17 protein-coding genes are annotated in these 18,674 nt (G+C 67.3%); 8 read left to right on the forward strand and 9 right to left on the reverse strand.

The genetic code is table 11. From position 1 onward, the window contains the following. Positions 1-7 precede the first annotated feature (7 nt). Positions 8-1,147, forward strand: a complete 1,140-nt coding sequence (locus tag DIE21_RS22020) for a branched-chain amino acid ABC transporter substrate-binding protein (RefSeq protein ID WP_124499697.1) — start codon at positions 8-10, stop codon at positions 1,145-1,147. 208 nt (positions 1,148-1,355) lie between these two features. Here the strand turns inward: DIE21_RS22020 and DIE21_RS22025 are convergent, their stop codons facing one another. The 6 genes from DIE21_RS22025 to DIE21_RS22050 all read right to left on the reverse strand — a co-directional run bounded on the left by DIE21_RS22025 (position 1,356) and on the right by DIE21_RS22050 (position 7,031). Beyond that, positions 1,356-1,766 carry a hypothetical protein gene (locus DIE21_RS22025; protein WP_124499698.1) on the reverse strand — a complete coding sequence of 137 codons (411 nt, stop codon included), beginning with the start codon at positions 1,764-1,766 and terminating at the stop codon, positions 1,356-1,358. Continuing rightward, the gene (locus DIE21_RS22030; RefSeq protein ID WP_124499699.1) at positions 1,759-2,427 is read right to left on the reverse strand and encodes a M35 family metallo-endopeptidase; all 669 of its coding nucleotides are present in this window, start codon (positions 2,425-2,427) and stop codon (positions 1,759-1,761) included. The genes DIE21_RS22025 and DIE21_RS22030 overlap by 8 nt, the downstream gene beginning before the upstream one ends. A gap of 4 nt (positions 2,428-2,431) precedes the next feature. Then, complete coding sequence (locus DIE21_RS22035) at positions 2,432-2,977, reverse strand: hypothetical protein (RefSeq protein WP_124499700.1); 546 nt, start codon at positions 2,975-2,977, stop codon at positions 2,432-2,434. Between the two features lie 10 nt (positions 2,978-2,987). After that, entirely contained in the window at positions 2,988-3,647 is a 660-nt protein-coding gene (locus DIE21_RS22040) for a PAAR domain-containing protein (RefSeq protein WP_124499701.1), read from the reverse strand. 172 nt (positions 3,648-3,819) lie between these two features. Then, complete coding sequence (locus DIE21_RS22045; RefSeq protein ID WP_124499702.1) at positions 3,820-5,328, reverse strand: class I adenylate-forming enzyme family protein; 1,509 nt, start codon at positions 5,326-5,328, stop codon at positions 3,820-3,822. 50 nt (positions 5,329-5,378) lie between these two features. Continuing rightward, positions 5,379-7,031 (reverse strand): acyl-CoA dehydrogenase family protein, encoded by a 1,653-nt coding sequence (locus DIE21_RS22050; RefSeq protein ID WP_124499703.1) that lies wholly within the window; start codon positions 7,029-7,031, stop codon positions 5,379-5,381. A gap of 119 nt (positions 7,032-7,150) precedes the next feature. Between DIE21_RS22050 and DIE21_RS22055 the strand changes: the two genes are divergently transcribed. The 4 genes from DIE21_RS22055 to DIE21_RS22075 all read left to right on the forward strand — a co-directional run bounded on the left by DIE21_RS22055 (position 7,151) and on the right by DIE21_RS22075 (position 11,547). Then, positions 7,151-7,819 (forward strand): TetR/AcrR family transcriptional regulator, encoded by a 669-nt coding sequence (locus DIE21_RS22055; RefSeq protein ID WP_124499704.1) that lies wholly within the window; start codon positions 7,151-7,153, stop codon positions 7,817-7,819. Between the two features lie 229 nt (positions 7,820-8,048). Continuing rightward, on the forward strand, positions 8,049-9,203 hold the full coding sequence (locus tag DIE21_RS22065; protein WP_124499705.1) for a pyridoxal phosphate-dependent aminotransferase: 1,155 nt from the start codon (positions 8,049-8,051) through the stop codon (positions 9,201-9,203). Between the two features lie 113 nt (positions 9,204-9,316). Next, positions 9,317-10,105 (forward strand): ABC transporter substrate-binding protein, encoded by a 789-nt coding sequence (locus DIE21_RS22070; protein WP_124499706.1) that lies wholly within the window; start codon positions 9,317-9,319, stop codon positions 10,103-10,105. 11 nt (positions 10,106-10,116) lie between these two features. Further along, positions 10,117-11,547 (forward strand): FAD-binding oxidoreductase, encoded by a 1,431-nt coding sequence (locus DIE21_RS22075; RefSeq protein WP_124499707.1) that lies wholly within the window; start codon positions 10,117-10,119, stop codon positions 11,545-11,547. Positions 11,548-11,573: 26 nt separating this feature from the next. Here the strand turns inward: DIE21_RS22075 and DIE21_RS22080 are convergent, their stop codons facing one another. Next, on the reverse strand, positions 11,574-12,146 hold the full coding sequence (locus DIE21_RS22080; protein ID WP_124499708.1) for a PadR family transcriptional regulator: 573 nt from the start codon (positions 12,144-12,146) through the stop codon (positions 11,574-11,576). Between the two features lie 68 nt (positions 12,147-12,214). Then, the gene (gene cadR / locus DIE21_RS22085) at positions 12,215-12,646 is read right to left on the reverse strand and encodes a Cd(II)/Pb(II)-responsive transcriptional regulator (protein WP_124499709.1); all 432 of its coding nucleotides are present in this window, start codon (positions 12,644-12,646) and stop codon (positions 12,215-12,217) included. 81 nt (positions 12,647-12,727) lie between these two features. On the opposite strand from cadR, the gene DIE21_RS22090 reads away from it, so the two are divergent. Further along, complete coding sequence (locus DIE21_RS22090; protein WP_124499710.1) at positions 12,728-15,331, forward strand: heavy metal translocating P-type ATPase; 2,604 nt, start codon at positions 12,728-12,730, stop codon at positions 15,329-15,331. A gap of 10 nt (positions 15,332-15,341) precedes the next feature. Then, positions 15,342-15,707, forward strand: coding sequence for a zinc ribbon domain-containing protein (locus tag DIE21_RS22095; protein ID WP_124499711.1), 366 nt, complete (start codon positions 15,342-15,344; stop codon positions 15,705-15,707). A 211-nt stretch (positions 15,708-15,918) separates the two neighbouring features. Here DIE21_RS22095 and DIE21_RS22100 read toward each other — a convergent pair whose 3' ends face one another. Continuing rightward, positions 15,919-16,797, reverse strand: a complete 879-nt coding sequence (locus tag DIE21_RS22100) for a GyrI-like domain-containing protein (RefSeq protein ID WP_124499712.1) — start codon at positions 16,795-16,797, stop codon at positions 15,919-15,921. 277 nt (positions 16,798-17,074) lie between these two features. Here DIE21_RS22100 and DIE21_RS22105 point away from each other — a divergent pair, with 277 nt between their 5' ends. After that, positions 17,075-18,538, forward strand: a complete 1,464-nt coding sequence (locus tag DIE21_RS22105) for a mechanosensitive ion channel (RefSeq protein WP_124499713.1) — start codon at positions 17,075-17,077, stop codon at positions 18,536-18,538. Positions 18,539-18,674 lie beyond the last annotated feature (136 nt).

Raw genomic sequence — 18,674 nt, forward strand, 5'->3', positions numbered from 1 at the left:
AGATGCTATGCAACACACGATGAAAAAGCTGGCAGGCGCGACGTTCGTCGCTGTCATGTCGCTGGCGGGGACGGCTCATGCGGACGACGTGAAGATCGGTTACGCGGGGCCGATGACGGGCGCTCAGGCTCACTACGGCAAGGATATGCAGAACGGGATCGCGCTCGCGCTGGAAGACTTCAACGCGACCAACCCGAAGATCGGCGGCAAGCCGGTGAAGTTCGTGCTCGAGACGCAGGACGACCAGGCTGACCCGCGCACCGGCACGACGGTCGCGCAGAAGCTCGTCGACGACGGCATCAAGGGCATGCTCGGCCACTTCAACTCGGGCACGACGATCCCGGCCTCGCGCATCTACGCGAACGCCGGCATTCCGCAGATCGCGATGGCGACGGCACCGGAATATACGCAGCAGGGTTACAAGACGACCTTCCGCATGATGACGTCCGACACGCAGCAGGGCTCGGTGGCGGGCACCTTCGCGTCGAAGGATCTCGGCATGAAGAAGATCGCGATCGTCGACGACCGCACGGCCTACGGCCAGGGCCTCGCCGACCAGTTCGAGAAGGCCGCGAAGGCCGGCGGCGCGACGATCGTCGACCGTGAATTCACGAACGACAAGGCCGTCGACTTCAAGGCGATCCTGACCAAGCTGAAGGCGGCGAAGCCGGACCTCGTCTACTACGGCGGCGCGGATTCGCAGGCAGCGCCGATGGTCAAGCAGATGAAGACGCTCGGCATCACCGCACCGCTGATGAGCGGCGAAATGGTGAAGACGCCGACGTTCCTGAAGATCGCGGGCAACGCGGCCGACGGCACGATCGCATCGCTGGCAGGCCTCCCGCTGGAAGAAATGCCGGGCGGCAAGACCTATGCGGACAAGTACAAGAAGCGCTTCGGCGAGGACGTGCAGACCTACTCGCCGTATGCGTACGACGGCGCGATGGCGTTGCTCAACGCGATGAAGAAGGCTGATTCGACCGATCCGGCGAAGTACCTGCCGGTGCTCGCGAAGACCGACATGGCCGGCGTCACGTCGTCGCACGTCGCGTATGACGCGAAGGGCGACCTGAGGAACGGCGGCATCACGATGTACAAGGTCGAGAAGGGCGAGTGGAAGCCGCTGAAGAGCATCGGCGGCAAGTAAGAGCCTGATGTGACGTGGAGAGCGGGCGGCGGCGCGATGCGTCGTCCCGCGCCTCACGCAAAAAAAGCCACCGGGTCCGTCGGGTCCGGTGGTTTTTTCTTTGGTGGGACACGGCCAGCAGGGCATAGGGATCTTGCAGGCGGGGGGCAGCAGGGGCGCCGCGTGCGTATGTCGAGACCGCATCGCCATGATCGGCGGCGGTGTGACGTTACTTGCCGTCGCAGCACTTGTTAGGGCAATCGGGCAGGAAGGAAATTTCCACACGCCGCCCATTGTCCACGTCGCCATGCGAATAGACGCGGGCGCTCTTCTTGACGATGCCGCGTAAAAAGCCGAGTTGCTCCAACAGCACATACGCGGCTTGCAATCTTGATTGCGCAAGGGCCAGTGCTGTCGGTTCACTTTCCTCGGCATGACCGCTGATCAGTGTCGTTTCTTTGGTCAGGTGATTTGCATAATTGAGTTTTTGGTCGGCTACCCATTTTGCAATGCGGACGATCTCCGAATTCGATATGTACGCGCTATCTCTCGAAAAGTAGATGTCGACGTTCTCGCTGGCAATGCATGCGAATACCGGATTGGAGGTAAGAAGGCTTAGGCCAAGAATAAACTTAAGCATTGTAGATGACGTATCCCGCAATACTGTCGGCATTGTTGATTGCTTGATTCGGGCTTTCGGATCCCAACGTCAAACACTCCTCCATGAAATATCGGTGATCCTTGGTGCCCATTGTGTCGTCGAAATGACTCACCTCATGAATCAGCGTGGAAACCACGGAATCCTTTTCCCATGAGAAATCTCGCATTGTGCAAAAATCAGGATGTATTGCAATCGTATGAGTTGCGGTATCGGGTGAGCACACTGATGCTGCGACTCCCGATCTGTTTGGATTTGGCACGCATCCAATGTGTTTGAATCGCTCGCTATCCCATCGCGTGAAATTGTAGCCTGTGAGTGACTTTAGTACTCGAGCGATTGCAGTCAGGCCTGTTGATAGCGCTATGCGAGTGCCGTCATCGGTTCTGCCGAACCATTGTAATACGCGTGCCTTATCAGCATAGGACCAGCGGTGCAAATCCTCGATTCTTTTTTCGACGAGAGAAACGGCCCGATCGCGCTTACTCAAGACCATTTCTCGAAATTCCTTGTTTGTCATGTTGTGACATATTTTTTCGGTATTGATCGTTACTTCCACCATCGACCCAGGATTGGTATTGGTGACTGCGCCTGAGTGTACGAGGAACCATTCTCCGCCGTCATTCATATCAAAATTTTTCATTGCCTCAATGTTCCGTCGTATAGATTTTCAGGGTTGCCGAGGCGTCGGTGGCGATTCGATGTGTTTGCCCGGCCGCGTCCGTGGTGCCCGTGAAAATCTGGCCAGTGTCGGTAACGATTCGGTAGCGGATGTTCGCGAGCGGGTGGCGAGAGTCATCGACCAAGGTGAATTGCTCGTCGTGTACGACCGCCGATCGAGCAAATGACCGCTTGGCCGCATCAGGTTGGCGCCCAGTCAGCGTCGCAGTCTCTCCTGCAGTAAAAGTCATCCGCATGCCGCGCTCAGCGTAGAAGATCGGCGGTGGGTTGCATCCGCAGACATTGATATCCCCGCTCAATGCCCACTGTTTGCCGTTCGGGCCGGTACCTGGCCAGCGCGGCCCTTGCGGTGCGATGTACCCTTCACGCTTGCAGGCCGAACAGTAGGTCTTCATATCCAGCGTGGCGATATGAACCTTCGGCGGCGGATTGGAACAGGTCACGCTGTCGAGGCCTTCGACAATGACCGCTTCCCCGGCGCGGTCGCCTTTGGCAAGAAAGTAGCGAATCATGGGCGCTACCTCAGCGGGGCATGGACGAGCGGGTGACGACGCCAAATACAACGGACGATGCCACGCCTTGTCGCTCGGGACTATCGGTGATCGTGTCGCCGTTATCGAGTTCGCTGCCAACGAATGCGAGCGGCGCGAAGTTGGGCCCGTCGGCCAAACCCAGACCGGTCGTAACGCGCGCGGTTGAACCGTCCGGATAATGGATCAGGTCGCCCACCGTGGCAGCTTTGCCCAAGTGCGGTGCTACTTCCCATGTGCCGGACGGCTCGCGCAATGCACCGCCGCGCGCTGTTGTAGCGCCACGTACCGCTAATCTGTAGGCACGCGGCGCGGGTGGCGGCACATAGGTGGGATCGAAGAGGCCCGCAACGCTTTGCCCCTCCCGCACGTGAATGCCCCATGAGGTGCGCAGCGTTTCGGTAATGCGGTCACCGTTGCTCAACCGGCTGCCGACCAGCGCGAACGGCTTACCTCCGCTATGGTTGTTTCCCGCGCCGTCGATAATCGCGGCCTCGCTGCCGTCGTCATAGGTCACTACGTCGCCGACGCAGGCGACTTCCAATCCAGCCAAGGTCAAACCGCTGGTTGCGGTGGTGACGCGTCCACCGCGTTCCGTGAGTGCGCCAACGGTGGCGAAAAGATGGGGCGGTGCTTTGTGTTCGTTTTTCATCCGGCTTCCCTGTCTCAGTAAATGGAATGGCTGCCTAGAGACGCTATTCCAGATAAGAAACGTCGATCAATCGGACGAATATGATTCAGAGCGGGTTACTACTATTACTTGTTCCGTTCTACCTGTTGCATTGATCACGCGAGCGCGAATGCGCTAGCTCAATCGCGGATACTCAGTCCCTGCGCCCGCGCAGCAAGAACTTCTGCAGCTTGCCCGTCGGCGTGCGCGGCAGCGCCTGCACGAACGTGAATTCGCGCGGGATCTTGTACGCGGCGAGCCGCTCGCCGCAGAACGCGCGCAGCGCATCCGCATCGGGCAGCGCGTTCGCCCGCATCACGACGTGCGCGACGACCGTTTCGCCCCAGTCCGGATGCGCGACGCCGACGACGGCTGCCTCGGCGATGTCCGGGTGCGCGCCGAGCACGTCCTCCACTTCCTTCGAATAGACGTTCTCGCCGCCCGTCACGATCATGTCCTTCAGCCGGTCGATGATGAACAGATAGCCATCCTGATCGATCCGCGCGATGTCGCCGGTGCGGTACCAGCCGTCCGGCGCGAACGCGGCGCGCGTCGCGGCCGCGTCGTCGAGATAGCCGAGCATCATGCTGTCGGCCTTCAGCCAGATCTCGCCGGTGTCGCCCGGTTGCGCGTCGACGCCGTCCATCCGCACGACCCGCAGGTCGACGCCCGGGCCGCCGTGGCGGCCGATCGAGCCGGCCTTCGCGATCTGCTCGTCCGGATACAGCGTCGTGCCGGCCGGCCCCGTTTCCGTCATCCCGTACACCTGGAAAAACGCGCGGCTGCGGTACGCGTGCGTAAGCCGTTCTGCCTGCGCGGCGCCGATCGGGCCGCCGCCGTACAGCCACGCGCGCACGCTCGACAGGTCGAATGCCGCGAAGCCGTCGACCGTGTCGAGCGGCAGCGTGTACGACACCGGCGCGCCGAAATACAGCGTCACGCGCTCGCGCTCGACGGTCTGCAGGAAGCGCTGTGGATGGTATTCGCGCAGCAGCACGACGGTGCCGCCCGCGTACAGCGTGCCGCCGAACCAGTTGTTCAGCGGCGACGAATGCCAGATCGGCATCGCCATCAGCGTGCGTTCGTTGCGGCTGATGCCGATCGCGAGCGCCGCCTGCATCGCCGCGAGCGTCACGGTGCGATGACGGTGCACGCAACCTTTCGGGCGGCCGGTCGTGCCGGACGTGTAGAGGATCTGCGCGATGTCGTCGTCGGCCGGCTCGATGCCCGCGAGGCCATCCATCGTCGCGCACATCGTGTCGAAGTCCGGCACGCCGTCGAGTTCGCCCTCGGTCACGAGCCGCCGCGCCGGATGCACGAGGCGCTCGACCACCGGCGCGAGCGCCACGTCGAACAACAGCGCGGTGCTGCCGCTGTGTTCGAGCACGTAGTCGACTTCCGGCGCCTGCAGCTTGTGGTTGATCGGCACGAACGCCGCGCCGAGGCGCCATGCGCCGAACATCAGGTCGACGAAGGCCGGCGTGTTGAAGCACATCGCGGCGACGCGATCGCCGGCCGCGACGCCGAGCGCGCTCTGCACGGCCGCCGCGCGGTGCGAACGCTCGCGCGCGGCCGCATACGTGATCGTCGCGGATTCGCTGACGAGGAACGGCTTGTCGGGCGTCGCACGAGCGGCGCGGTCGAGGGCGGCGACGAGGTTCATCGAGGCTCCGGGCAGGCGAACGAACGTGAATTCGGGTGAACGGGCCGGCGTCAGGCCGGGTACGCGCGCTGCAGCAACGCAGCGACGTCGAGCGCATGCGGATCGAAGCCGCCCGCGATGCGGCCCCAGTCGGGCGCGGCGAGCCGCGTCGCGACGAACGCGTCGGCGACGGCCGCGGGTGCGTCGCGCCGCAGCAGGCAGGCCTGCGCGACGAGCGCGAGCCGCTGCGCGAACATGCGCGCGGAGGCCTCGAGCGTGTCGGCCGGCGCCGCGAGCATCGCGCGCAGCGCATCGAGCGCTGCGCGGATGCGCGGCTCGCCCGCGCCGAGGTCGGCCAGCTCGGCGAAGAGCGCCGCGGCCGCGTCGGGCTCGCGCGACACCGCGCGCAGCACGTCGAGGCACATCACGTTGCCCGAGCCTTCCCAGATCGAGTTGACCGGCGCTTCGCGGAACAGCCGCGCGATCGGGCCGTCGTCGACGTAGCCGTTGCCGCCGAATACCTCCATCACCTCGCCGGTCAGTTCGACCGCGCGCTTGCAGACCCAGAATTTCGCGGCGGGCGTGACGATCCGCTTCCACGCGCGTTCGCGCGGCGAGTCGTCGCGCTCGAACGCGTCCGCCAGGCGCATCGCGAGCGCGAGCGCGGCCTCGCTTTCGAGCGCGAGATCGGCGAGCACGGTGCGCATCAGCGGCTGCTCGGCGAGCGCGCGGCCGAACGCGTGGCGCTGGCGCGTGTACGCGATCGCCTGCACGACGCCCTGGCGCAGCATCGCCGCGCTGCCGAGCACGCAACTCAGTCGCGTGTAGGTGGCCATCTCGATGATGGTCGGAATCCCGCGGCCTTCGTCGCCGAGCATGATCCCCCATGCATCGTTCAGCTCGATCTCGCTGCTCGAGTTGCTGCGGTTGCCGACCTTGTCCTTCAGCCGCTGGATCTCGACCGCGTTCTTCGTGCCGTCGGGCCGCCAGCGCGGCACGTAGAAGCACGACGGGCTGCCGGCCTCGGTGCGCGCGACGACCAGGTGCGCATCGCACATCGGCGCGGAGAAGAACCACTTGTGGCCGCGCAGCCGGTATTCGCCGCCGCGCCCGCCCGCGCCGGCCGCGGTCGCGAGCGTCGTGTTCGCGCGCACGTCGGAGCCGCCCTGTTTCTCGGTCATCCCCATGCCGAACCAGATGGAGCGCTTCTCGGCGACCGGCACGTCGCGCGGATCGTAGTCGTCGCTGTACAGCTTGTCGCGCAGCAGGCCCCACAGCGCGGGTTCCTTCTGCAGCACCGGAATCGCGGCCTGCGTCATCGTCGCCGGGCACAGGGTGCCGGCCTCGATCTGGCCGTGCAGGTAGAAGCCGGCCGCGCTCGCGGCCCAGCGGCCGGGGCGCGTGTCGCGGAACGCGAGCGACACGAAGCCCTCGTTGCGGTACATGCCGAGCAGCGTGTGCCACGCCGGATGGAAGTCGACGCGGTCGATGCGCCGGCCGCGCCGGTCGAACGCGTTCAGCTCCGGCGTGTGGCGGTTCGCTGCGTCGGCGAGCTGTGCGGTGTCGGCGCTGCCGAGCCGCGCGCCGTACGCGTCGAGCCGCGGCACGGCCCAGTCTGCGCCCGCGCGGGCGAGTGCCTCGCGCAGCGCGACGTCGGTGGCGAAGAGGTTATAGTCGACCAGTTCGTCGAACTGGTTCGTGACGGCGTGGGTCGATTCGGTCATCGGGCTGTCTCCGGTCTCATCCTTCGCGGTCTGCCGGGCGGGTGCCGTACCGCTGGCGTTTGCGCGCCTGCGCCGGCTTCCGGTCAAACGTGTTTCCGCTGAATTCCAGAGTAGCAAATATGCCGCCGCGACATGTTCAGGTTCCGGCGCCGCCCGGCCAGCCGGCGGCGCAACCCGCGCCCACGTTGCGCCGCCGGCCGCGCCAGTCGCGCGCGCAGGCCACGTCCGATGCGCTCCAGCAGGCGTTCGTTCAGCTTTTGCTCGAGCGCGGCTACGCGAAGGCGACGATCCGCGAGATCGCGGCCGTCGCGGGCGTGAGCATCGGCACCTTCTACGAATACTTCGGCGACAAGCAGAGCCTCGCCGCGCTGTGCATCCACCGGCGCGTGCTGGCGCTGGCCGACCGGCTGCGCGATGCGGCGCACGGGCTGCGCGGCGAGCCGCGCGCAGAGCTCGCGGCCGCGCTTGTCGACCTGCAGGTCGATGCGATCGGCGCGGACGCCGCGCTGTGGAGCGCGTTCTTCGCGCTGGAGCGGCAGGTGTCGCCGCTCGCCGCGTACCGCCGGCATTACGACGCGTATGTCGCGCTGTGGCGCGACGCCTTCGCGCAGGCCGCCGATCCGCCGCCGGCCGCGCGGCTCGACGGGATCGCACGGATGGCACATGCGGTCTGCTACGGCGGTGTGTCGCAGGCGCTGCTGACGATCGGGCCCGCACTCGATTTCGCCGAATTGCGCGGCGAGCTGCAGGCTGTGCTGCGCGCGTATCTGGCGACAGCGGGCGTGTAATGCCCGCTGCGGTCCCACGGCCCCAGGGGGAAATGCCTGATTCGCATGCGCGGCCGGCGGCATCGACTGGGTTTCGCGCCCTTCGGATACCGAGCCATGAGAAAAATGCATGGCCGCCATGATGAACTTTCGATTGTCCGCCGATATTGGCTCGGGCTAAATCATGCGGCATGAGGCCGGCTACGCGCGTCGCGCGTGGCCGGCCCGAAGGACATCAGAAGGAGGAGTCATGCGAAGCGCCACCACGCCCCGTTCGAAACTGCCGGACGTCGGGACGACGATCTTCACGGTGATCGGCCAGCTTGCCGCACAGCACGATGCGCTGAACCTGTCGCAGGGCGCACCGAATTTCGCGCCGGATCCGGCGCTGGTCGAGGGCGTCGCGCGTGCGATGCGCGACGGCCACAACCAGTACGCGCCGATGGCCGGGATCACGTCGCTGCGCGAGCGGCTCGCGGAGAAGACCGAGGCGCTGTACGGCACGCGCTACGACCCGGGCACCGAAATCACGGTGATCGCGAGCGCGAGCGAAGGGCTTTACGCGGCGATCAGCGCGCTCGTGCATCCGGGCGACGAGGTGATCTATTTCGAGCCGTCGTTCGACAGCTATGCGCCGATCGTGCGGATGCAGGGCGCGACGCCGGTCGCGATCAAACTGTCGCCCGAGCATTTCCGCGTGAACTGGGATGAAGTGGCCGCGGCGATCACGCCGCGCACGCGGATGATCATCGTGAACACGCCGCACAACCCGACCGCGACCGTGTTCTCGGCCGACGATCTCGAACGGCTCGCGCAGCTCACGCGCGATACGGACATCGTGGTCCTGTCGGACGAGGTCTACGAGCACGTCGTGTTCGACGGCGCGCAGCACCAGAGCGTCGCGCGTCATCGCGAGCTGGCCGAGCGCAGCGTGGTCGTGTCGTCGTTCGGCAAGTCGTTCCACGTGACGGGCTGGCGGGTCGGCCATTGCATCGCGCCGGCCGAACTGATGGACGAGATCCGCAAGGTGCACCAGTTCATGGTGTTCTCGGCCGATACGCCGATGCAGGTCGCGTTCGCCGAGATCCTCGCGCGGCCGGAAAGCTATCTCGGCCTGTCGGCGTTCTACCAGGCCAAGCGCGACCTGCTCGCGCGCGAGCTGGCCGATTCGCGCTTCGAGCTGCTGCCGAGCGAAGGCTCGTTCTTCATGCTCGCGCGGTTCCGGCACTTCTCCGACGAGCGCGACAGCGACTTCGTGCTGCGCCTGATCCGCGATGCGCGCGTCGCGACGATTCCGCTGTCGGCGTTCTACACCGACGGCACCGACGCGGGCGTGATCCGCCTCAGTTTCTCGAAGGACGACGCGACGCTGATCGAGGGCGCGCGGCGGTTGCGTTCGCTGTAATCGCGGGCGCGGCCCGCACCCAAGCCGGCGACGTATACGTCGCACCGAAAGCCACGGATGGACCGGAAGCACGTGCCGAAGCACGGCGCCGGCCGACAAGCCAGGAGATCACGATGAAGCATGCACACACCCTGAAACTCGCGTTCGCACTCGCGTGCTCGCTCGGCTGCGGCGCGGCGTTCGCCGACGGCCAGGCGCTGCGTTTCGGCCTCGAGGCGCAATACCCGCCGTTCGAGTCGAAGGCGCCGAACGGCGACCTGCAGGGCTTCGACATCGATGTCGGCAACGCCGTCTGCCAGACCGCGAAGCTGTCGTGCAAGTGGGTCGAGACGTCGTTCGACGGGCTGATTCCCGCGCTGAAGGGCCGCAAGTTCGACGCGATCAACTCGGCGATGAATGCAACCGAACAGCGGCGCCAGGCGATCGATTTCACGACGATCATCTACCGCGTGCCGACGCAGCTGATCGCGCGCACCGGCAGCGGCCTGCTGCCGACGCCGGAATCGCTGAAGGGCAAGCGCGTCGGCGTGCTGCAGGCGTCGATCCAGGAAACCTATGCGAAGGCGCACTGGGAGCCGGCCGGCGTGTCGGTCGTCGCGTATCAGGACCAGAACCAGGTCTATGCGGATCTCGTGGCAGGCCGTCTCGACGCGACGCTGGTGCTCGCGCCGGCCGGCCAGCGCGGCTTCCTGTCGCGTGCGGACGGCAAGGGTTTCGCGTTCGTCGGACAGCCGGTGCGTGATGACCGGATTCTCGGTAGCGGCATCGCGTTCGGCCTGCGCAAGGGCGACGACGCGCTGAAGGCGAAACTCGATGCGGCGATCGACAAGCTGAAGGCGGACGGCACGGTGAAGTCGCTCGGCCAGAAGTACTTCGGCGATATCGACATTTCCACGAAGTGAGCGGGCGCACGATGCAGAGCCTGGAGGCGGCCGGCGCGAAAGGCGGCCACGGTGCCGCGCCGCCGGCGGACGACGTGCTCGAGGCGGCGCTCGTCGCCGGGTTGGGCGACACGCTCGTCACGCGGTCGGCCGAAATCGATCCGCGCTACTTCACCGCGTACAACGAGCCGGCCGGCGTGCGCCCACGCGCGCTGGTGCGGCCTCGCAGCGTCGACGACGTGTCGCGCACGCTCGCGCTGTGCACGCGGCTCGGGCAGCCGGTCGTGCCGCAGGGCGGCCTGACGGGGCTCGCGCGCGGCGCGGTCGCTCTGGGCGGCGAGATCGTGCTGTCGATGGAGCGTTTCGCCGGCGTCGAGGCGATCGACGCCGCGGCGGGCACGATGACGGTACGCGCCGGGACGCCGCTGCAGACGGTGCAGGAGGCAGCGGACGAGGCCGGCTTCACGTTCGGTGTCGATCTCGGCGCGCGCGGTTCGTGCCAGATCGGCGGCATGCTCGCGACCAACGCGGGCGGAACGCGTGCGATCCGCTACGGAATGATGCGCGAACAGGTGCTCGGGCTCGAGGCCGTGCTCGCCGACGGCACGGTCGTGTCGTCGATGAACCGGATGCTGAAGAACAACGCGGGCTACGACCTGAAGCAACTGTTCATCGGCAGCGAAGGGACGCTCGGCGTCGTCACGCGCGCCGTGCTGCGGCTGCATCCGAAGCTCGCCGCGCCAGCCACCGCGCTCTGCCGGGTGCATGGCTACGATGCCGTCGTCGGGTTGTGGAACCGCATGCGCGCGTTACCGGAGATCGTCAGCTTCGAAGCGATGTGGCCGGCGTTCTACGACTACGTGGCGCATCACACGTCCGGCGTCGTCGCGCCGTTTCCGGGCGACGGCGGCTTCGCGGTGCTGATCGAATGTGCGACGAGCGCACCGGGCGGCGATGCGCATCAGGCGCTCGAAACCGGCCTGGCGGATGCGATCGACGCAGGGCTCGTCGACGATGCGGCGCTGGCGACATCGGAGCGGCAGGCGCGCGATCTGTGGACATTGCGTGAAGGTCTCGCGATCGATGCGCTGCCGCATCTGGTGAACTTCGACGTCAGCCTGCCGACGGGCGAACTGGGGCGGTTCGCCGAACGCTGCGAAGCGGCATTGCGTTCGCTCTGGCCCGATATCGTATGCCTGTTCTTCGGCCACGTCGGTGATGGCAACGTGCACATCGGTGTGTCGCTCGCCGGCATGCGCGACGCGGATGCCGACGCGATCGATCGGTGCGTCTACGCGGTCGTGCGGGACATGGGCGGCTCCGTGTCGGCGGAGCACGGCATCGGCATGCTCAAGCGTGCGTATCTCGCACACACGCGCAGCGAAGCCGAAATCGGCCTGATGCGCCGCCTGAAAGCCGCGCTCGATCCCGCTGGCGTGCTCAATCCCGGCAAGGTGCTCTGATCGGCGCGAGCCGATGGCGATGCGCGTCAGCCGTCGACCCAGCGCAACGCGCCGATCTTCAGGTGTTCGACGACGCTGCGCGCCCAGTCGAGCTCCGCGTTGAGCAGCACGAGCGCGTGCTCGTTCTGCAGCAGGAACAGGCGCGGCACCTGGTCGTTCTGCGCGGCGTTGCGCAGCGACTCGAGGCGTTCGCGTTCGGCTTCGAGCGCGGCGATGCGACGCTCGAGCTGGTGACGCGCATCGTCGGCATCGAGCAGCGGCAGGAATGCGAGGCCGGCGCCGAACGCCGGAAACTCGCGCGCGGGCTCCGCGAGCAGCGCATGCAGCCACGCCTGGCCGGCCGTATGCCCGGCCTCGGTCAGCGTGTACAGCGTGCGCTCGGGAAACGCGCCGTCGCGCTCGGTGTCGTGCACGGCGATCAGCCCGTCGCGCAGCAGCCGGTCGATCGTCTGGTAGAGGCTCGTGCGTTGCCGCACGTTGACGACTTCGTCGTAGCCGCGCGCCTTCAATTGCTGCAGCATTCCGTACGGATGCATCGGCGTTTCGGTGAGCGTCGCGAGGACGGCGAGCGCGAGCGGAGACGGGCGACTCAATGACATGAATAGTTCGTTTATATCTAGTAATACTCTAACTAGTATTGACTAAACTATCATATTTCACAAGGGTTTCAGCCGAGGTGCGAGCGCTTCGCGGCCGGCGCGACGGTTTCCATCGTCGCGAGTCCATGCACGATTCCGCACTCCTCGACCGAATGTTCGCCGACGCACTGGCGGCGCAATTCGGTGAGCTGGTCGCGCAGATGCGTCAGTTCGGCGAGGCGTGCGTCGACGTGGCCGATGTGCTCGTCGAGGAGCGCGTTGATCGAATCGCACGGGTCGGCCGGCGTGTCGGTGAGCTGCAGCAGCGCGCGGATTTCGTCGTGCGCCATGTCGAGCGCGCGGCAGTTGCGGATGAAGCGCAGCCGTTCGACGTGCACGTCGGTGTAGTTGCGGTAGTTCGAATCGGTGCGCTCCGCATCCGGCATCAGACCTTCCTTCTCGTAGAAGCGGATCGTTTCGGGCGTGCAGCGGGCCGCCTTGGCCAGTTCGCCGATCTTCATGGCTTTCTCCGTTGCAAGGGTTGACCTTGTAGTGGCTTCAGGGTGTTAACTCTACACCGTCCAGCCATAGAGGAGGTTGTCATGACCGACGCCCAGCGTACCCACGACCCACGACACCGTCATGCAGGCGGCGCCGATGCATGCTGCGCCGACGCGCGCGCCACGCAGGCGGCGACCGTTGCCGACACGGCGCCGGCGGCCGGCGAGCACGCGCACGGCGACGCGGCAGCGCACGGCGCGCAGTCGCGTGGATGTGGCCATGACCACGATCACGCGTCCGCGCACGGCACGGGGCACGATCACGACCACGGCGACCACGGCGACCACGGCGACCATGCCGGCCACGCGCACGGCGACGGGCATGGGCACGGCGCGGCGTGCTCGCACGACCACGCGGCGCATGACCATGCTGGTCACGACCACGACCACGACCACGACCACGACCACGACCACGACCACGACCACGACCACGCGGCCGGTGACTGCTGCGCGCCGGCCGCGCTGACGCTCGCGCCGCTGCCGGTCGCGCGGGCGACCGCATCGGGCCACGTGCGCTCCGCATTCCGGATCATGCAGATGGACTGCCCGACCGAGGAAACGCTGATCCGCAAGAAGCTCGGCGGGATGCAGCAGGTGTCGGCGCTCGAATTCAACCTGATGCAGCGGATGCTGACCGTCGACCACGTGCAGGGCGCGCAGCCGGCGATCGAAAGCGCGATCCGCACGCTCGGGATGACGCCGGAGGCCGCGTCGGCCGATGCGCCGGCGGCACCCGTCGCGCCGCCGCCCGCGAAGCCGTGGTGGCCGCTCGCGCTGGCCGGCGTCGCCGCGATCGCATCCGAGGCCGCGAGCTGGGCCGGCCTGCCGGTGTGGCTCGCGGCCGTGCTGGCGCTCGCGGCGGTGCTCGCGTGCGGGCTGACCACCTACAAGAAGGGCTGGATCGCGATTCGCAACGGCAACCTGAACATCAACGCGCTGATGAGCATCGCGGTGACGGGCGCGATGGCGATCGGCCAGTGGCCGGAAGCCGCGATGGTGATGGTGCTGTTCACGATCGCCGAGCTGATCGAGGCGAAGTCGCTCGATCGCGCGCGCAACGCGATCCAGGGCCTGATGCAGCTCGCGCCGGACACCGCGACCGTGCAGGACGCCGACGGCACGTGGCGCACGATCGAGGCCGCGCAGGTCGCGCTCGGCGCGCTCGTGCGCGTGAAGCCGGGCGAGCGGATCGGGCTGGACGGCGAAGTCGTCGCGGGCCGCTCGACGGTGAACCAGGCGCCGATCACCGGCGAGAGCCTGCCGGTCGACAAGACGGCCGGCGATGCGGTGTACGCGGGCACGATCAACGAAGCGGGGTCGTTCGACTATCGCGTGACGGCGGTTGCCGCCAACTCGACGCTCGCGCGGATCATCCACGCGGTCGAGGAAGCGCAGGGCGCGAAGGCGCCGACGCAGCGTTTCGTCGACCAGTTCGCGCGCATCTATACGCCGATCGTGTTCGCCGTCGCGCTGCTGGTCGCGGTCGTGCCGCCGCTCGCGCTGGGCGGCGCGTGGCACGACTGGATTTACCGCGCGCTGGTGCTGCTCGTGATCGCCTGCCCGTGCGCACTGGTGATCTCGACGCCGGTGACGATCGTGTCGGGGCTCGCGGCTGCGGCACGGCGCGGAATTCTCGTGAAGGGCGGCGTGTATCTGGAAGAAGGCCGCAAGCTCGCGTGGCTCGCGCTCGACAAGACCGGCACGATCACGCACGGCAAGCCGGTGCAGACCGATTTCGACCTGCATGCGACGGACGTCGATGTCGCACGCGTGCGGCACCTCGGCGCAAGCCTCGCGGCGCGCTCCGATCATCCGGTGTCGCAGGCGATCGCCGCCGCGGCCCGCGACGCCGGCACGACGGCATTCGCCGATGTGCAGGACTTCGAAGCGATCCTCGGGCGCGGCGTGCGCGGCACGATCGACGGCACGCGCTACTGGCTCGGCAACCACCGGCTCGTCGAGGAGCTCGAACGCTGCTCGCCGGTGCTGGAGGCGAAGCTCGACGCACTCGAGCGGCAGGGCAAGAGCGTCGTGATGCTGGTCGACGACACGCGCGTGCTCGGCATCTTCGCGGTGGCCGACACGATCAAGGACACCAGCCGCGCGGCGATCGCCGACCTGCACGCGCTCGGCATCCGCACCGCGATGCTGACCGGCGACAACCCGCACACCGCGCAGGCGATCGCGCGGCAGGCCGGCATCGACGATGCGCGAGGCAACCAGTTGCCCGAGGACAAGCTCGCGGCGGTCGAGGAGCTGTCGGCGGGCGGCGCGGGCGCGGTCGGGATGGTCGGCGACGGGATCAACGATGCACCGGCGCTCGCGCGCGCCGACATCGGCTTCGCGATGGGCGCGATGGGCACCGATACCGCGATCGAGACGGCCGACGTCGCGCTGATGGACGACGACCTGCGCAAGATCCCCGCGTTCGTGCGGCTGTCGCGCGCGACGCATCGCGTGCTGGTGCAGAACATCGGTTTCGCGCTCGGCGTGAAGGTCGTGTTCCTCGGCCTCACGGTCGCGGGGCTCGGCACGATGTGGATGGCCGTGTTCGCCGACGCGGGCGCGAGCCTGATCGTCGTCGGCAACGGGTTGCGGCTGCTGTCGAAGGCGGGCGTGTTCGACGGGGCGACGTCGAAGCGATGAGGAGCGGGCGATGAGCTTTCTGAAACGGATCCTGGGCGGGCACGGTGGCGGCCACGGCGGTGGGCATGGAAGCGGTCACGGTAGCGGCGGGCATCACGGCGAGGCAGGCCGGGACGGCCATGGCGGCCACGAGGCACGCGGCCGCGACCGTCACGGCTGGGGCTGGCAGCAGTCGGCCGATGTGCAGGGCGGCCCGGGCAGCAACGTGCCGCTGCGCCAGCTCGCCTGCGCGGGCTGCGGCGCCATCAACGCGGCGGATGCGCGCTTCTGCGCGCAGTGCGGCGCATCGCAGCGCGGCAAGGCGTGCAGCCGCTGCCACGCGGCGCTGGCCGCCGACGCGCGCTTCTGTCCGGGCTGCGGCACGCAGGCCGGGTAAGGCTCGATCGCCGGCCGTGTTGCCGGCGTGACAGCCGGTCTTTAAGGACGGCATGGCGTCCGCAACGAGCGTCGTCTGGCACGGCGTGCCGGTTCGCCACGAGCCCCCGAGCCCCCGAGCCCCCGAGCCCCCGAGAGCCGGAGAGCCGGAGAGCCGGAGAGCCGGAGAGCCGGAGAGCCGGAGAGCCGGAGCCCGGCCCGACGCTCAACGCTCAACGCAGCGGCAAATGAATCTCGGTGCGCAGGTCGGCCGGCGCCGCGTCCATCGGCGTATTCAGGTACAGCTCGAACGGCGGCGCGTCGGCGGCTTCGCGGCCCGAGTGACGCAGCCAGTCGCCGTACAGCCACTGGTAGGCCGTCTTCAGGTCCGCATACGGCCCCGTATGCAGCAGCACCGCGTACTCGCCACTGGCGACCGTCATGCGCTCGACGGGCGGCGCCGGCTCGACGTCCGGCGCGCCGTCGGCCGGCACGATGCAGGCTTTCGCGCGTAGTTGCGCCTCGGGGGTGGTATCCGGATCGTCGTAGAAGATTCCGATCATTTTCGCACCGGGGCCGATCAGCCCGTGCTGCGCAACCCACGCGCCGATCTGGCCGAACGCGTCGCCGACCTTCAGGTACGCGCCCGTATGCGCGACCGCATAACCGTGCAGTTCCGGCAGCCGCCGGATCTCGACCTCATGCTTGAACATGTCTTCCTCTCCTCGCTGTAGCGGATAGATCGGCCGGTGGACCCCGGCGCGCCGGTGCTGTGCGGGCGGCACGCCGTAAGCGTCGCGAAATGCGCGCGCGAATGCATGCGTGGAACCGTAGCCGGCGCGCCGCGCGATCGCGTCGAGCGGCAGCGCCGTGCAGACGAGATCCTCGGACGCGCGCACGATCCGCATGCGCCGCACCGTCAGCACGATCGACTCGCCGTACAGCGCGCGATACACGCGCTGCCAGTGATACGGCGACAGGCACGCGATTTCGGCGAGCCGGTTCAGGTCGAGCGTGTCGTCGAGGTGCGTGCGGATGTACTCGTGAACGCGGGCGACGCGTGTCGCATAGCGGACCCATGCGGGCGTTTCGGCTTTCGTGTCGACGGTCATGCGTGCGTTCCCGGCAGGAATCGACGTCACGGTAGCACGCCGCCGATTGATAAATCTTGCGGAGATGCGTAGGGCCGATAAATCAGGCCCTGTTTTATTTCGGCGAAATTGGGTCTCGTCCCCGCCGATAACTGTCTAAAGTTAAAGACGGTGAAATCGGGTGATCGCGTCATTTTTCTCGGGTAAGTTGCCGGAGGCGGCAACGCACGGTTTTCGAAGTACGCAGGTAGTTCGTCGATGTTCAATCGCAACGCCACGTTTTTCGGGAGAAGAAGAAATGGATGCTTCCAGCTTCATCACGTCGCTGCAGACCACGCTAGGCGGATACCTGCCGAAGATCGCCGGCGCGATCGGCATCCTGGTGATCGGCTGGCTGATCGCCGTCGCGGTGCGGGCCGGCGCGCTGCGGCTGCTCGGCGCGCTGAAGGTCGATCAGCGGATCAATGAAAGCACCGGCCAGGGCGCGTATGTCGAGCGGATCATCGCCGCCGGGCTGTTCTGGCTCGTGCTGCTCGTCACCGCGGTGGGCATCTTCAACGTGCTCAACCTGTATGCGGTCTCCAATCCTTTCTCGCTGCTCGTCACCCACATCGTCAACTACCTGCCGAACCTGATCGGCGGCGCGGCGCTGACGCTGATCGCGTGGCTCATCGCGTCGCTGCTGCGCAGCCTCGCGAACCGCGCGCTGAAGGCGAGCAAGGTCGACGACAAGCTGTCCGAAAGCGCGGGCATGCAGCCGATGAGCGGCTATCTCGGCGACGTGCTGTTCTGGCTCGTGATCCTGATGTTCCTGCCGGCGATTCTGGCGTCGTTCGCGCTGTCCGGCCTGCTGTCGCCGGTGCAGGGGATGGTCGACAAGCTGCTCGCGATCGTGCCGAACCTGTTCGCGGCCGCGGTGATCGGCTTCGTCGGCTGGATCGTCGCGCGCGTGCTGCGCGGCCTCGTGACGAACCTGCTCGTCGCCGCCGGCGCCGACCGCCTCACGCAGGGTCTCGACAGCCCGACGCCGGTGCGCGTGTCGAGCCTGATCGGCACGATCGTCTACGTGTTCGTGTTCGTGCCGACGCTGATCTCCGCGCTCGACGCGCTGAAGATCGACGCGATCTCGATTCCGGCCACCAACATGCTGAACCAGTTCCTCGGCGCGGTGCCGGACATCGTCGCGGCGATCGTGATCGTGCTCGCCACGTTCTACTTCGCGCGCTTCGTCGCGTCGCTCGCGCAGAAGCTGCTGGAAGCCGCCGGCGCCGACGGGTTGCCGGCCGTGCTCGGCGTCGAGCGCGTGTTCTCGGGGATCCTGCAGCCGTCGGTGCTGGTCGCGCGGCTGATCGTGTTCTTCGCGATGCTGTTCGCGTCGGTCGAGGCCGCGAACCGGCTCGGCTTCTCGCAGGTGCGCGACGTCGTCACGCTGTTCATCGAATTCGGCGGCCACGTGCTGATGGGCGGCGTGATCCTCGTGATCGGCGTGTGGCTCGCGGGCCTCGCGCGCCGCGTGATCGAGCAGGCCGACCGCGAACACAGTGTGCTGTTCGCGCGGATCGCGCAATTCGCGATCCTGGGCCTCGTGTTCGCGATGGGGCTGCGCGCGATGGGCATCGCCAACGAGATCGTGCAGCTCGCGTTCGGCCTCGTGCTCGGCGCGATCGCGGTGGCGATCGCGCTGTCGTTCGGCCTCGGCGGCCGCGAAGCGGCCGGCAAGCTGCTCGACCGCTGGTTCAACCAGCGCGGCGGCGGCCAGTGAGCGTCGGCCGTCCGGCCGCCTCGTGCGGCCGGGCCGCACGCCCGCCGCCGCCCGCCGCCCGCCGCCCCCCGCCCCCCGCCCGCCGCCCGGCGCGCGCCCGACGCCGGCCGCGGCGCGCCCGCCGGGCCCGGGCCCG

It is taken from the genome of Burkholderia sp. Bp9140 (genome assembly GCF_003853425.1).
In the GTDB taxonomy this organism is placed as follows: domain Bacteria; phylum Pseudomonadota; class Gammaproteobacteria; order Burkholderiales; family Burkholderiaceae; genus Burkholderia.

Coding starts and splice junctions, on each gene's coding strand:
- DIE21_RS22025 (WP_124499698.1), bottom strand. CDS start 1,766: ATGCTTAAGTTTATTCTTGGCCTAAGCCTTCTTACCTCCAATCCGGTA.
- DIE21_RS22065 (WP_124499705.1), top strand. CDS start 8,049: ATGCGAAGCGCCACCACGCCCCGTTCGAAACTGCCGGACGTCGGGACG.
- DIE21_RS22105 (WP_124499713.1), top strand. CDS start 17,075: ATGGATGCTTCCAGCTTCATCACGTCGCTGCAGACCACGCTAGGCGGA.
- DIE21_RS22020 (WP_124499697.1), top strand. CDS start 8: ATGCAACACACGATGAAAAAGCTGGCAGGCGCGACGTTCGTCGCTGTC.
- DIE21_RS22055 (WP_124499704.1), top strand. CDS start 7,151: ATGCCGCCGCGACATGTTCAGGTTCCGGCGCCGCCCGGCCAGCCGGCG.
- DIE21_RS22035 (WP_124499700.1), bottom strand. CDS start 2,977: ATGATTCGCTACTTTCTTGCCAAAGGCGACCGCGCCGGGGAAGCGGTC.
- DIE21_RS22030 (WP_124499699.1), bottom strand. CDS start 2,427: ATGAAAAATTTTGATATGAATGACGGCGGAGAATGGTTCCTCGTACAC.
- DIE21_RS22090 (WP_124499710.1), top strand. CDS start 12,728: ATGACCGACGCCCAGCGTACCCACGACCCACGACACCGTCATGCAGGC.
- DIE21_RS22050 (WP_124499703.1), bottom strand. CDS start 7,031: ATGACCGAATCGACCCACGCCGTCACGAACCAGTTCGACGAACTGGTC.
- DIE21_RS22070 (WP_124499706.1), top strand. CDS start 9,317: ATGAAGCATGCACACACCCTGAAACTCGCGTTCGCACTCGCGTGCTCG.
- DIE21_RS22045 (WP_124499702.1), bottom strand. CDS start 5,328: ATGAACCTCGTCGCCGCCCTCGACCGCGCCGCTCGTGCGACGCCCGAC.
- DIE21_RS22095 (WP_124499711.1), top strand. CDS start 15,342: ATGAGCTTTCTGAAACGGATCCTGGGCGGGCACGGTGGCGGCCACGGC.
- DIE21_RS22075 (WP_124499707.1), top strand. CDS start 10,117: ATGCAGAGCCTGGAGGCGGCCGGCGCGAAAGGCGGCCACGGTGCCGCG.
- DIE21_RS22100 (WP_124499712.1), bottom strand. CDS start 16,797: ATGACCGTCGACACGAAAGCCGAAACGCCCGCATGGGTCCGCTATGCG.
- DIE21_RS22080 (WP_124499708.1), bottom strand. CDS start 12,146: ATGTCATTGAGTCGCCCGTCTCCGCTCGCGCTCGCCGTCCTCGCGACG.
- cadR (WP_124499709.1), bottom strand. CDS start 12,646: ATGAAGATCGGCGAACTGGCCAAGGCGGCCCGCTGCACGCCCGAAACG.
- DIE21_RS22040 (WP_124499701.1), bottom strand. CDS start 3,647: ATGAAAAACGAACACAAAGCACCGCCCCATCTTTTCGCCACCGTTGGC.